General features: G+C 48.1%; 13 protein-coding genes. 4 read left to right on the top strand and 9 right to left on the bottom strand.

Annotation, left to right across the window (positions count from 1 at the left end; genetic code table 11):
- Positions 1 to 116 precede the first annotated feature (116 nt).
- The 6 genes from D908_RS12880 to D908_RS12855 all read right to left on the bottom strand — a co-directional run bounded on the left by D908_RS12880 (position 117) and on the right by D908_RS12855 (position 4,826).
- Complete coding sequence (locus D908_RS12880) at positions 117 to 971, bottom strand: alpha/beta hydrolase (protein WP_005523610.1); 855 nt, start codon at positions 969 to 971, stop codon at positions 117 to 119.
- Entirely contained in the window at positions 968 to 1,525 is a 558-nt protein-coding gene (locus tag D908_RS12875; protein WP_000781738.1) for a Slp family lipoprotein, read from the bottom strand. Before D908_RS12875 ends, D908_RS12880 begins: the two co-directional genes overlap by 4 nt.
- A gap of 16 nt (positions 1,526 to 1,541) precedes the next feature.
- The gene (locus D908_RS12870; protein ID WP_000253638.1) at positions 1,542 to 1,847 is read right to left on the bottom strand and encodes a hypothetical protein; all 306 of its coding nucleotides are present in this window, start codon (positions 1,845 to 1,847) and stop codon (positions 1,542 to 1,544) included.
- Positions 1,848 to 1,892: 45 nt separating this feature from the next.
- Positions 1,893 to 2,591 carry a tRNA (adenosine(37)-N6)-threonylcarbamoyltransferase complex dimerization subunit type 1 TsaB gene (gene tsaB / locus D908_RS12865; RefSeq protein WP_000111664.1) on the bottom strand — a complete coding sequence of 233 codons (699 nt, stop codon included), beginning with the start codon at positions 2,589 to 2,591 and terminating at the stop codon, positions 1,893 to 1,895.
- Positions 2,588 to 4,528, bottom strand: coding sequence for a DNA repair helicase YoaA (locus D908_RS12860; protein WP_032467549.1), 1,941 nt, complete (start codon positions 4,526 to 4,528; stop codon positions 2,588 to 2,590). The genes tsaB and D908_RS12860 overlap by 4 nt, the downstream gene beginning before the upstream one ends.
- 91 nt (positions 4,529 to 4,619) lie before the next feature.
- The gene (locus D908_RS12855) at positions 4,620 to 4,826 is read right to left on the bottom strand and encodes a hypothetical protein (RefSeq protein ID WP_000356698.1); all 207 of its coding nucleotides are present in this window, start codon (positions 4,824 to 4,826) and stop codon (positions 4,620 to 4,622) included.
- A 271-nt stretch (positions 4,827 to 5,097) separates the two neighbouring features.
- On the opposite strand from D908_RS12855, the gene purU reads away from it, so the two are divergent.
- Positions 5,098 to 5,931, top strand: a complete 834-nt coding sequence (gene purU, locus D908_RS12850; protein ID WP_000412710.1) for a formyltetrahydrofolate deformylase — start codon at positions 5,098 to 5,100, stop codon at positions 5,929 to 5,931.
- 64 nt (positions 5,932 to 5,995) lie between these two features.
- On the opposite strand, the gene D908_RS12845 is transcribed toward purU, so the two are convergent.
- Positions 5,996 to 7,996 carry an NADPH-dependent 2,4-dienoyl-CoA reductase gene (locus tag D908_RS12845; protein WP_005523614.1) on the bottom strand — a complete coding sequence of 667 codons (2,001 nt, stop codon included), beginning with the start codon at positions 7,994 to 7,996 and terminating at the stop codon, positions 5,996 to 5,998.
- Positions 7,997 to 8,224: 228 nt separating this feature from the next.
- Here D908_RS12845 and sppA point away from each other — a divergent pair, with 228 nt between their 5' ends.
- Complete coding sequence (sppA, locus tag D908_RS12840; protein ID WP_005523617.1) at positions 8,225 to 10,075, top strand: signal peptide peptidase SppA; 1,851 nt, start codon at positions 8,225 to 8,227, stop codon at positions 10,073 to 10,075.
- A gap of 116 nt (positions 10,076 to 10,191) precedes the next feature.
- Positions 10,192 to 11,205 carry an asparaginase gene (gene ansA, locus D908_RS12835; protein WP_005523618.1) on the top strand — a complete coding sequence of 338 codons (1,014 nt, stop codon included), beginning with the start codon at positions 10,192 to 10,194 and terminating at the stop codon, positions 11,203 to 11,205.
- 78 nt (positions 11,206 to 11,283) lie between these two features.
- On the opposite strand, the gene D908_RS12830 is transcribed toward ansA, so the two are convergent.
- Positions 11,284 to 11,571: a YeaC family protein gene (locus tag D908_RS12830; RefSeq protein ID WP_005523620.1), complete on the bottom strand. Its 288-nt coding sequence runs from the start codon at positions 11,569 to 11,571 to the stop codon at positions 11,284 to 11,286.
- A gap of 103 nt (positions 11,572 to 11,674) precedes the next feature.
- On the opposite strand from D908_RS12830, the gene D908_RS12825 reads away from it, so the two are divergent.
- Positions 11,675 to 12,499: a DUF2989 domain-containing protein gene (locus D908_RS12825; protein WP_005523622.1), complete on the top strand. Its 825-nt coding sequence runs from the start codon at positions 11,675 to 11,677 to the stop codon at positions 12,497 to 12,499.
- Positions 12,500 to 12,538: 39 nt separating this feature from the next.
- Here the strand turns inward: D908_RS12825 and msrB are convergent, their stop codons facing one another.
- Positions 12,539 to 12,982 (bottom strand): peptide-methionine (R)-S-oxide reductase MsrB, encoded by a 444-nt coding sequence (gene msrB / locus D908_RS12820; protein WP_005523624.1) that lies wholly within the window; start codon positions 12,980 to 12,982, stop codon positions 12,539 to 12,541.
- Positions 12,983 to 13,213: the final 231 nt, after the last annotated feature.

A 13,213-nucleotide genomic window follows, 5' to 3' on the forward strand; every position in this document is an offset into this window, starting at 1 on the left:
TACTCCTCGTTATTGGCTGGCGCTATTCTTGTTGTTGTCATGCAGTTGTTATGCAAATGCTGACCACTATTACAGCACAGCCTAAGTGGTTGAGCACGCAACTCTCAAACACTTGTTTAAATTTTGTTAACTAAGCCAAAAATCAATTCAGCGACTGATTGTGGCTGTTCAAGATGGCAGTGATGACCACCCGTTACAGTGTGAATGGGGATTGCCGCAAGATTCTCTTCTTGCACTTTCTGCTGGAGCGAAGCAAACCCCTGAGTTCCTAAAATCACCTGTTGCGGGCAACACACTTGCTCGCGGATCTGCGCCGCTTGCTCAGGCGACATACGATACAAAGAATCTGCTTTGAGCTTAGGATCATGTCGCCAGAAGCATTTCCCATCACGCATTTGAGTGCCTCGTTCTACCAGTGGGCGTAACAACTCACCGGGCAACTGATTGGCCAAAGCACGATGGCGAAGTGCATGTTCGAAGCTGGAATAACCGCGAGGCTTAGTGTTACGTAACGCATGGCGAGAGCGAACACCTTGCCGCAAACGCGTGACACTGTACGTGGCTGGTTCAGAGAGTGGGCCAAAGCCTTCAATCTGCACTAAGCCGTTCACTTGCTCAGGAAAGGCGGCACTATAACAACTTGCGATTAAAGCACCAAGCGAATGGCCTACTAGCAGCCGTTTGTTTGGCGATAAGTTGAGCAAAAGCTGATCAATATCGTCGATATAGTCATGAAATGGGTAATAACCCACTCTGTGGCTGGATAAACCATGCCCAGGTAAATCAATGGCACACAAATGCAAATCGGGGCACAGATGATGTAGTGCCTGCATGAGTGAGAAAAAACTCGCGGCGTTATCAAGCCAGCCATGAATAAAAATGACCGATACCTCGGCCATTTTTGCATCTCCCACTTCCACAGCAGCTAACTGCCCCTGCTCAAGCGGGTACGTTGTTTCGATCAGCTTCATTTGACTTCTTGAATAATCCGCCCATCCCGTTCGGGTACAGAATGCGGCCAACAATAGAAGCCACGGCATGGGAACATGTAAGGACCAATGTCATCCACTTGCACTCGCTCTTCAACTCGCCATAAATGATAGCCTTCGGCATTAATCACTGGATAACGATGCTCAAAATCGCCAACCTTGCCCTCTTCTGAGCCCGCACTTGTGCCATACACCGTCAGTAACCGGCCCTCACCAAAGGTGACGGGATCCAAAAAACCCTTCACGTACGCGACGAATCGACCTTGTGGATCTCGCTGAATGTTAGGACGTCCCGCACTGTCGATCGGTAAGTTAACCAATTCAACGCGGGTACGATCTTTTTGATTGCTGATATTGGCAACAACACCACCCATTCGAACCGGTGCCGTTGAAGCAGGGTCAAGCTCAAGCCAAGCCGAATATTGGGTAACCACGCTTTTATCATCTGGGTTCCCCAACTCTGGCGGCAAGCTTGTACAAGCTGAAAGCAGCAACGCCATTGTGGGTACAAATAGTTTCAGAAAATGCATTTTCATCGAATTTATCCCATGGTTAGATGTAAATATCGACCCCAAGCAGCTGCGCAAGTTCCTCTTTACGCGCTTGGTTCATCACATCCAGATACTCTTCCATCGCCTTGCGAGCACGCCCTTCGGGTAAATCGTACTGCACTTGCGCACGGTGAATATCCGACTCACTGACTTGGCGAATCGATTCCGCAACCGCATTGGCAACTTTGCTGGTCGATGAAACGCTCTTGCCACTCTCGCTCTGGCTGACTTCGCCCTTTTTCCCCGCCTTGGAGGTTTTATTGGTGCCGGGCAGCCGCGCCGGAGGTAATCCATTAATTGAAACCATACTGTTCCTATCGATTAGCGAGTGAGTGAGCGCTCATCTTCTGCCTTATTCTCGGCCGGGAAGCTTTTTCCAAGCCACGGTATCACGCAGATACACTGGGCTCGCTTGCTCAACACTCATGGTATTGCCTTGCGCCAATTCAAACTGAGCCAAATAAGCAATATCTTGCGAATCTGGGTAAAGCACTTCACTGGTTTGCACTTGCAGCGGCAGATCCGCCAGTGCTGGGTAAGCGTCCCACCCTGTTCCGGCTTTGCCCCAAACTTGCTCGTCTTGCGTCAAGGTCTGCGCCAACAGCGCAGGCGCAATCACACACTCCGCTTCCGCGGCTTGCCAACTGCCATCTTCTTGACGCACATAGCACCCCCAATACACTTCTTCCATGCGCGCATCAATGGCACTGGCAACATGGGTCATGCCTTGTAGGCGATACGCTGCTTGCGCCATCGCCGCTAAGGTGGAAATGCCAATCATCGGCAGATTCGCACCAAATGCTAAACCTTGTGCAATTCCAATGCCAATCCGTACCCCAGTAAAACTCCCAGGGCCACGACCAAAAGCCAAAGCATCCAATTCTTGTAGCGTTACGCCTGCTTCTTTTAATACTTCATCCACCATAGGCAATACTTTTTTGGTGTGATCACGCGGGGCGATTTCACTGCGTGAATAAACGGTATTGCCGACGAGTAGCGCGACGGAACAGCGCTCGGTGGCGGTATCTAAGGCGAGAATTTTTACGCTCATGAGTCTCTCTGATTGATTTCAGTTACAGCTAATTGTTGTAGAAAAGTAGTGACTACGTCCAGATCCCGTGTGCGCGGAATCGGCGGTAAACTGGCGAGGAACACCCCGCCATAATCGCGCGTGACCAGTCGATTGTCACAGATGATCAACGCGCCTTTGTCGTTTTTATCGCGGATCAGACGACCCACACCTTGCTTTAAAGTGATCACCGCTTCCGGCAGTTGCACTTGCGCAAATGGATCACCACCACGCAGGCGGCAGTCTTCAATGCGAGCTTTGAGCAACGGGTCATCGGGTGCGGTAAACGGAAGTTTGTCGATGATAACACAGCTTAAGGTATCGCCTCTAACGTCAATCCCTTCCCAGAACGCGCCTGTGGCCACCAATAGCGCATTGCCCAGCTCCATAAATTCGGCCAGCGTTTTCTGTTTGCTGGTTTCCCCTTGCATCAAAACCGGTAAGGTTAAACGTTCGCGAAAACGTTCGCCTAAATCACGCATCATGCTGTGCGAGGTACACAAAAAGAAGCAGCGCCCTTGGTTGTGCTCAATCACGGGCGCGAGCATACGTACCAGTTTATCGGCCAGTCCGGGACTATTCGGTTCTGGCAGATAACGAGGCACGCACAATACGGCCTGTTGTTGATAATCAAACGGGCTGACCAGTGAGAATTGCGCGCTCGGGATTAACCCGAGTCGCTCAGTAAAATGGCTGAAATCATCGTTGACCGCCAAGGTCGCGGAAGTAAATATCCACGCGCCCTCTTTTTGTTCAATCTGCTCACAAAATTTATCCGCCACAGACAACGGTGTGATGTGCAAACTGAAATGACGCGGCGTGGTGTCATACCAATAGGAATAACCGGTGATAGAGACATCACACACACGGCGAATGCGGCCTAAAATCAGCGTGGCGCGTTCAAACGCCGTATCCAGAAGTTGACTGCGACCCAAAGCCAGTTTGAGCACATCCAAAGCAAATTGCAGCGCTTCATTGAGGCGTTCGACTTCTCTTGCCACGGTCGGCACTTTCAGCACTTCACGCCAGTTGCCGCGATAGCCCGGCTCACCAAGCACAATGCGTAAATCCATTGCCGCCTGTACCAGTTTGTCCGACACTTTTTGCAGTTGTCGCATATCTTTCGCTTCGGTGCGATAACCGAGTTCAATATCTTTCGCCAACTCTTGCACTTGGCGGCTCGATACTGACTGACCAAAATATTGGCTCGCGATGTCCGGCAGTTGGTGCGCTTCATCGAAAATAAATACTTCTGCTTCAGGAATTAACTCACCGAAGCCCGTCTCTTTGATCGCCAAATCGGCCAGAAACAAGTGATGGTTCACCACAACCACATCGGCATCCATCGCACGACGGCGCGCTTTGGAAACAAAGCAGTCTTGGTAGCTCGCGCACTCTTTGCCCAAGCAGTTGTCATTAGTCGACGTTATGGTGGGGATAATCAGGCTATCTTCCGCCAGATCGTCACATTCACCTAAGTCACCACTTTGCGTACTGGCTGCCCAACTGCGCACTTTCACCAGTTGAGTTAGCAACGCAGGATCCGCTTCCGGAGTGTGGCTTTCCACCATTTGACGACTTAAGCGATCGAGGCAGAGATAGTTAGCACGGCCTTTAAGCAGTGCCACTTGGCCGAAAAAGCCTAATGCACTGACCATCAGAGGCAAATCACGATGGAAAAGCTGCTCTTGCAGGTTTTTAGAACCAGTACTGATGATGACCTTTTTGCCACTGAGCAAGGCTGGCACTAAATACGCGAAGGTTTTTCCGGTTCCTGTACCCGCTTCGACCACCAACTGAGATTGGTTGGCAATAGCACTGGCAACGGCTTTCGCCATATCCACTTGTGCTTGTCTGGGTTGAAAGCCTGGAATCGCTTGGCCTAATGCGCCTTGCTGGGAAAAGGTTTTTTCAATCATGCCAATTCTATGTGCAACGGAAATGGCGCGATTATGGCAGGTTTTGAACAGCGGCGCGAATGGCAATCACCTTCACGCCGCTAAGAAGACATTACTTACGGTTGAGATAACGGGCCAGCCAAGGTGGTGCGTCGTAACCAGAAGATGAGCCCATGGTCGTCATAGCTTTCGCCGCTTCAGAAGGAGAAGCTCGGTTTTCCCACATTTCTTCCAGAATATGCTCATCTATAGGTTGATCCCCGAGCAGTGCTTCAACCCGTTCGACATACAATTTACGTGCGAGAAGTTCTTTATCCATATACGACCACCTTACAGCTCTCATTAATAAGAAACGGCTGATTCAATGCTGAATAAACCTAAGTATTCCTTGGCTAAAGCGATTGAATCTGTATTGATAATAGATTAATTATAGGTGCGTATTTGCGTGCTGCCTCACCGTTCAGACGCCGCTAATTTGTTTTTTAGAATGAAAAAAATCGCTAGCCCCAAACTCGTTGAAATTGCAGTCAATACCGTTGCGGTTTCAAATAGCTAGGGCATATTTCTTTTTTGCATGGAAGTAGTTATCAATGGAAAAAAAAACCCTGCTGACGCATTGCCCTGATGCGCCGGGACTGATCTCCAAAATCACCAATATTTGTTATAAACATCAACTCAACATTATTCACAACAACGAATTTGTGGATAACACCAGCGGCCATTTCTTCATGCGTACGGAATTGGAAGGTTATTTCAATGACGCCACTTTATTGGCTGACCTTGACCATGCTCTGCCGCAAGGCACGCGCCGTAAACTGATCAGCTCTACCCGCAAACGCATCGTCGTACTCGTAACGAAAGAAGCACACTGCCTAGGCGACATTCTGATGAAGAATTACGATGGCAGCTTGGATGTCGATATTGCTGCCGTGGTGGGCAACTATGACACTTTGCAACGTTTGACCGAACGTTTTGATATTCCTTACCACTCTGTTTCCCATGAAGGTTTATCTCGTGAAGAGCACGAACAAGCGCTATTAGAGGTGATTGACCAATATCAGCCGGATTATCTGGTACTCGCCAAATACATGCGTGTTTTAACACCCGGTTTTGTTGAGCGTTTCCATCATAAGATCATCAATATCCATCACAGCTTCTTGCCTGCCTTTATTGGTGCGAAACCCTACCAACAGGCTTATGACCGTGGGGTAAAAATCATTGGTGCGACGGCACACTTCGTGACAAACGATCTCGATGAAGGCCCAATCATCAAGCAAGACGTGATTCCGGTCGACCACACCTTTAGCGCGCAAGACATGGCGCAAGCAGGACGTGATGTGGAGAAAAATGTGCTCAGTAAAGCACTCAATAAAGTGCTGAATGACCATGTGTTTGTCTACGGCAACAAAACTGTCATTCTGTAATCCTATTTTCCAACCGAAAACAACAAAGGGCACCGAAGTGCCCTTTGTTGTTTCGTATACGGGATTACAAACGCACCGCCAGTTCAACACCTTGACGAATCGCGCGCGCGGCATCCAACTCTCCTGCCACATCCGCGCCGCCAATTACATGCAGTTTATCGCCCAGTTCAGCCCACTGCGTTTCAAATGGACGCACCGACTCTTGACCCGCACAGATCACCACACTGTCTGCTTCAATAAGCTCTGGTTTGCCATCACGTTCAATATGTAGACCCTGTTCATCGATTTTCTGATATTGAACGCCACCTACCAAATGCACTCCACGTTTTTCTAACGTGCGTTTATGGATCCAGCCCGTAGTTTTACCCGGCCCTTTACCCACCGCACCTTTACGCCGTTGTAGTAACCAGACTTCTCGCTCACTGGTGGTATCCGGATAAGGGTACAAACCACCGGGATGCTCGATGGTTTTATCGATGCCCCATTCGTATAACCAATCATCTAATGTTTGATCTTTCGGCTCGGTGAGCATACTCGCCACATCCACACCAATTCCGCCTGCACCAACAATCGCGACCTTTTGGCCTACTGGTGTCTTTTCGCGGATTAAGGTTTGGTAATCAACCACTTTTGGAGAATCCTCTATCCCTGTCAGGGCGATTTTGCGTGGCGTGACGCCCGTGGCAATCACCACCTCATCATAACTACGCAAATCACTGAATTGCACTTCACAGCCTAGATGAAGCTTCACGCCAGTTTGGTCAAGCCGATTGGCAAAGTAGCGAATGGTTTCACGAAATTCTTCTTTCCCCGGAATCTGCATCGCAAGGCGGAATTGACCACCAATCCGATCGTTGCGTTCAAAAAGATCCACCTGATGACCGCGTTCTGATGCAGTCGTCGCAAACGCCAAGCCCGCAGGGCCAGCACCAACAACCGCAATCTTTTTGCTCTGCGCGGGTTTCACCACAATCTCGGTTTCATAACAGGCGCGCGGGTTCACTAAACAGCTCGCACGTTTGCCACGAAATACGTTATCCAAACAGGCTTGGTTACAACCGATACAAGTGTTGATCAGCGCACTCTGCCCTTCTTGTGCTTTGCGTACAAAATCCGCATCGGCTAAAAACGGACGTGCCATAGACACCATATCCGCCTGACCGCTGGCCAGAATTTTCTCCGCTTGTTCAGGCGTGTTAATTCGGTTGCAGGTCACCACAGGCACTTTCAAGTAGGGTTTGATCTTCTCTGTTACCCAACTAAAGGCGGCACGCGGCACTTGGGTAGCAATGGTCGGAATACGGGCTTCATGCCAACCGATACCCGTATTAATGATAGTGACTCCTGCCTCTTCCAAGGCTTTGGCTAGTACTACCACTTCTTCAAAGGTGCTGCCTTGCTCAACCAAATCGAGCATCGACAAGCGAAAGATAATGATGAACTCTTTGCCAACCGCTTCACGAATGGCTTTGACAATTTCGACCGGAAAACGGATGCGATTTTGATAACTGCCGCCCCACTCGTCATAACGCATATTGGTGCGTTTACAGATGAATTGGTTGAGAAGGTATCCTTCCGAGCCCATCACTTCCACACCATCATAGCCCGCCAGTTGCGCCAACTCCGCACTATTGGCGAAATCATTAATGGTATTGCGAATTTGGCGAGAGCTCATTTCACTGGGAGCAAACTTGGCGATTGGAGCGCGAATGGCTGAAGCGCTTTGCGAAAAAGGATGCATGGCGTAACGACCTGCATGCAGCAGTTGCAACGCAATTTTACCGCCATGGCGATGCACCGCTTCCGTTACAACTTTATGCGCTTTGGCATGTTTGGTCTTGCTAAATTCAGCACTAAAAGGATGCAAACGACCACGTAAATTTGGGGAAAAACCGCCCGTAACGATAAGGCCAACGCCCCCTTTGGCACGTTCTTCATAAAAGGCCGCAAGCTTGTGTAGCCCTTCCTTATTTTCTTCTAAGCCAGTATGCATGGAGCCCATCAACACACGATTTTTGAGCTGAGTAAAACCAAGATCGAGAGGCTGAAACAGATTTGGGTACATGGCGACTTCACTTTGCTTCTTATTAGATGGTCTGACCAGAATATTCTCGCCAGTTACAAAAATCAAACGAGCGTTTACATTTGTGTAACAGCGATCAAGGTTACGCTTGTTTGCAAGGTTGTTGTTTGCCCCGATCAGATAACGTAGGATGTGACTCGTTGTGCGCTAATTTGCACTAGAAATCTGAAGCTTTGGAGTGATGCGCCACTCCGTTGGTCTGGAGATACCATGAAATCACTGTTTCGTTTTGTTGGTCTGATTTTGAAAGGGATTTGGAAAGCCATCACTTTCATTCGGCTGGCACTCACTAACCTTATTTTCCTACTCAGTATTGGCATCATTTATTTTATATATGTTCACGCAGATGCCCCGCTGCCTAGCGTCAATAAAGCCTCTGCGCTGATCCTTAACCTTTCAGGTCCCATTGTTGAACAGAGCACGCATATCAACCCGATGGATTCCTTCGCAGGCTCAGTGTTTGGTGAAGAACTGCCACGTGAGAACGTACTGTTTGATATTGTCGACACCTTGCGTCATGCCAAAAATGACAACAATGTCACCGGACTCGTTCTGGCTTTAGGTGATATGCCAGAAACCAATTTGACCAAGCTGCGTTACATCGCCAAAGCCATCAACGAATTCAAGTCATCTGGCAAGCCTGTGTACGCCGTGGGTGATTTTTACAATCAAAGCCAATATTACTTAGCGAGCTATGCAGACAAAATCTACCTCGCTCCAGATGGTGCCGTGCTGCTTAAAGGCTATAGCGCCTACTCCATGTATTACAAGACTCTGCTTGAGAAATTGGATGTAACGACTCACGTCTTTCGTGTCGGCACCTACAAATCAGCGATTGAGCCATTTGTACGTGATGACATGTCAGATGCAGCGCGTGAGTCTGCTTCTCGTTGGTTAACTCAACTGTGGAGCGCATATGTCGATGACGTCGCGGCCAATCGCCAAATTGATATTAAAACTCTGACTCCGACAATGGATGAGTTTGTCGCTCAACTGAAAGAAGTGGGCGGTGATTTAGCGGCGCTATCCAAACAAGTTGGCTTGGTTGATGAGCTGGCAACACGCCAACAAGTGCGCCAAACATTGGCGGAAACCTTTGGTAGCGATGGTAAAGACAGCTATAACGCCATTAGTTACTACGAATACAAAGCCAGCGTGAAACCGACTCTGCTTAATGAAGCCAATGACATCGCTGTTGTAGTTGCAAGTGGTGCCATTATGGATGGTTCACAACCGCGCGGTACTGTCGGCGGAGATACTGTGGCTGGGTTACTGCGTGAAGCTCGTAACGATAGCAATGTGAAAGCAGTAGTACTTCGTGTGGATAGCCCAGGAGGTAGTGCTTTTGCTTCCGAGGTGATCCGCAACGAAATTGAAGCGCTGAAAGCCGCAGGTAAACCAGTTGTAGTTTCTATGTCTAGCCTTGCTGCTTCCGGTGGTTATTGGATCTCAATGAGCGCAGATAAAATTGTGGCGCAGCCCACCACGCTGACAGGCTCAATCGGTATTTTCAGTGTCATCACCACCTTCGAGAAAGGTCTGAATAATCTTGGTATCTACACCGATGGTGTGGGCACTACACCATTCTCAGGACAAGGTGTTACCACTGGCCTGACTCAAGGTGCAAAAGACGCTATTCAACTGGGTATCGAGCATGGTTATCAACGCTTTATCTCCTTGGTTGCTGAGAAGCGTGGCCTAACGTTGAAAGCGGTGGATGAACTTGCTCAAGGCCGTGTTTGGACTGCACAAGATGCGCAAACTCTGGGCTTAGTCGATCAGCTCGGTGATTTCGATGATGCTGTACATTTGGCAGCGGATTTGGCACAGCTAGATCAATACAACCTTTACTGGGTTGAAGAACCACTCACACCAGCACAACAGTTCTTGCAAGATCTGCTTGGCCAAGTGCGTGTTAGCTTAGGTTTAGATGTTTCGGCACTGTTGCCAAAATCACTCCAACCTTTAGCAACTGAGTGGCAACAACAAACGTCACTACTCAATCAATTGAATGATCCCAAAGGGCAGTACGCATTCTGTTTACCCTGCCAAGTAGAATAGTCTACGAGGTCACAACCCTTGATATACCGAGGCGCTTTGCAAGAAGCGCCTCTTTTTATTGCAAGAGTTTTCGCTATAATCGCCGCTCTGTTCCCTACACTGAGTGATTTCTCGCTATGGCAAGAAAACATATTTATATCGCCTATACAGGCGGCACCATTGGCATGAAAAAATCGGATCACGGCTACGTCCCTGTTGCAGGGTTTATGGAAAAACAATTAGCCAGCATGCCTGAGTTTCACCGCCCTGAAATGCCTCTGTTTACTATCCACGAATATGATCCATTGATGGATTCTTCGGATATGACTCCTGCGGATTGGCAAATCATCGCTGATGATATCGCCGCCAACTACGACAAATACGATGGTTTTGTGATCCTCCACGGTACGGATACCATGGCTTACACTGCCTCAGCTCTGTCGTTCATGTTCGAAAACTTAGGTAAACCTGTGATTGTGACTGGTTCACAAATCCCACTGGCCGATCTGCGTTCAGATGGTCAAGCCAACCTGCTTAATGCCCTGCACATTGCCGCCAATTACCCAATCAATGAAGTCACCCTGTTCTTCAATAACCGTTTGATGCGTGGCAACCGTAGCCGCAAATCACACGCCGATGGCTTCAGTGCTTTCAGTTCACCAAACCTGCCACCTCTATTGGAAGCAGGTATTAATATTGAACTGAGTACTAATGTGAAAGTGGATGAGAAACCGAGTGGCAAGTTCAAGGTCAACCCCATCACACCACAACCGATTGGGGTGATCACCATGTACCCGGGGATTTCTCATGAGGTTATCCGCAACACGCTATTGCAACCGGTCAATGCGATGATTCTGCTCACTTTCGGGGTCGGTAATGCACCACAAAATCCAGAGTTGCTGGCTCAGCTAAAAGCTGCATCAGAGCGTGGAGTGATTGTTGTGAACCTAACACAATGCCTTGCGGGCAAAGTGAACATGGGTGGTTACGCGACTGGTTGTGCGCTGGCAGACTCAGGCGTGATCAGTGGCTATGACATGACTCCTGAAGCGGCACTCGCCAAACTGCATTATCTGCTCAGCCAAGATCTTTCTTATGAAGAAGTGAAAGCGAAAATGCAGCAAGTGCTACGCGGTGAAATGACACTGTAATTATCGGTGACAAGAGCTGAAATAGATCTAGCCAGTTCAGCTCACTTGCCAATCAGCCTCGCACTGTGCGGGGCTTTTTTATGCTTCTTGGTTTGGGTTAACACGCAGGATGTCTTCTTCCCCTACCGTGAAACGCTTTTTGAGTTCTGCTTTTGACTTAAAAACGACCTCGCCACCCACGCCAACCGACATATGATCCGCTTCGGTATTATGCTTAGATTGATACAACATCACAGCTTGCATACAGGAATCTCGCTGCTGTTGTGAAAGTGGTGTACCCTCAGGCCACTTTCCCGTTTCTACGGCATACAGCAAACGCTGATAGGCCTCAGGCGTAATCGCATTAATCAGTTGTTGGGTATCCATGATCTCGTCCTGCTTAAAAGTGATGTGGCGACAACATAACGACCTAGCATAATGCGTCAAGAACAGCTAAATAAATAAGTGTATTTGATCACAAGCCGATATCATGAATTTGACTAAACCGTTACTTATACTCGCCAGCCTCACTCTTTTGAGTGGCTGTTTCGAGAGTCGCAAAAATACTGAGAAACTCTGCGCTGATAACCCGAATCTTCGCTGTGAGCAACTCAATATGGACGATGGACAATGCCGCATTCCGCGTACCGATCTGATTTGGCACCGTTTTGAAATTTTGAAATCACCGAGCGATGACAAAATCATCAAAGAGTACAGCCTAGTCAGCGCCTATCGAAAATGCCTAGAGCTTGCATCGCAAATCCAAGCCATTGATCAAACTAAGTTAAAAGAGAACCGTTTTAATGCTTTGGTCAATATGGGCAAAGAACAAGAACGTATTGCGACCCAACTAAAACAATCTAACTCACCGGAAGCGTTGTATTTTTTGTGGAGCCAAATTGGCGATAACAGCGCACGGCGTGCTTTCTTGCAGTTGGAAGGTAAGCCAGAGCTTGAAACAGCTGAGATGCAATACGCGCTTGCCACCTTTTATACCGATCGTGACAAACCCAAAACCATTGAGCTATTGCATAAATCGTTGGAACTAGGCAATGGCAAACCACTCAATACCGAACTGCTCAAAGCGTTAGCCAGTAACTATCACGCCTTGCACGATAAAGAACATGCCTATCTTTGGGCTATGGTCGGCAAGGAGTTTGGTGTTCCTGTTGCTTCTTCTACTGAGATGAAACGACTTTATGGCTTTAGCCCAGAGAAGTTTGCAGCGCTTGATGAAGCCGCTGCATCTATTGTCAAAGCTATTCGTAACGGTAGCTACACCAAAACACTACTACCTAAACCGAATGAAGGATGAAAAACCTCAACAATAAGCGGTGAGTCTCTCACCGCTTTTTCACTTTTTGTTGAAAATTAACGACACAGAGTTAACACAAAATCGTAACCCAGTCGTCTTAGGGCCATCTTCAAAAACGTGTCCAAGGTGGCTATCACAAGCCGCACAACGGATCTCCGTACGTACCATTCCGTGACTCATGTCATCTAAATAGCGTATCGCTTGTTCATCAACGGGTGCATCAAAACTCGGCCAACCGCAACCCGAATCGTATTTACTTTCTGAGCTAAAAAGCGGTGTTTGGCAACAAGTACAATGGTAAAGCCCTGTTTCTTTATTATGCAGCAACTTGCCTGAGAATGGAGCTTCGGTTCCTTGCTGGCGACAGACAAAATATTGCTCATCCGTCAAATACTCACGCCAGTATTCATCAGGCTTCAGCTCGTTTTCTGGTTCAAATTTCACCGTTTTTACTTCCTTTTTCGTTATCGTTTGGTCAAGCATTTTTTGAGAAAAACTTGCCTTATTTAGAGTTTGTGGCACATACTTTTTCACTCTATTTTGAGCAAGATTTTTTGATGTGTACGGGGCTTAAATTCCGTCACATTCTACGTCAATTGGTAAGCATAAAAAGCAGGCTCAAGTTTAAAAGTTAATCAGTTGCAAACGATTGTGAAAAAAAGCGACGCTTTTTTTTGACTTTAAACAAGTTAAGTCCGATTATCTGTTGCAGCT

It is taken from the genome of Vibrio mimicus CAIM 602 (assembly GCF_000338875.1).
In the GTDB taxonomy this organism is placed as follows: Bacteria; Pseudomonadota; Gammaproteobacteria; order Enterobacterales; family Vibrionaceae; genus Vibrio; species Vibrio mimicus.